General features: G+C 19.7%; 1 protein-coding gene. It reads left to right on the forward strand.

Translation table 11 applies throughout. From position 1 onward, the window contains the following. The first annotated feature begins 16 nt into the window (after positions 1-16). On the forward strand, positions 17-526 hold the full coding sequence (locus tag ACYVEA_RS34685; protein ID WP_460433874.1) for an NADH-quinone oxidoreductase subunit J family protein: 510 nt from the start codon (positions 17-19) through the stop codon (positions 524-526). Positions 527-649: the final 123 nt, after the last annotated feature.

Raw genomic sequence — 649 nt, forward strand, 5'->3', positions numbered from 1 at the left:
CTAAAGAAATTTTTTAATGAATAATTTATTTATTATAAATGAAAGTTTTACAAATGGTTATAAAAGTGAAGTATTAGATATTATTTATATATTAGTTATATTATCAGGTATATTTGTTATTATAAGTAAAAATCCTATTATATCTTTATTATTTTTAATAGGATTATTTGCAGGAATATCTTGTTATTTATTAATAATAGGTCTAAGTTTTTTAGGTTTATCCTATTTAGTTGTATACATAGGAGCAGTATCTATTTTATTTTTATTTATTTTAATGCTAATTAATATTAGAATGAGTGAATTACAAAGTAATACAAATAACAGTATACCTTTAGCTATAAGTATAGCAATATTATTTAATTATCCTATATTTCAATTATTACCTTATGATGTTGCTATATTAAGTAATAATAATTATCTAAATAATATATTATATAATGTATCTTTTAATAAAATAAATACTATCTCAGAAAATAATTTAAATATTAACAACAATGATATATTGTTTGTTACAAGTAAAATATGAGATGGAAATTTAGCAGAAGTTGGCCATATAGCAAGTATAGGTAATATAATGTATACAAATTATAATATGTGATTAATTATAACTAGTTTCATACAAGTCGGATCGTAGCCATGTCGTTCTGTG

The sequence above is a fragment of the Spirosoma jeollabukense genome, from assembly GCF_054777855.1.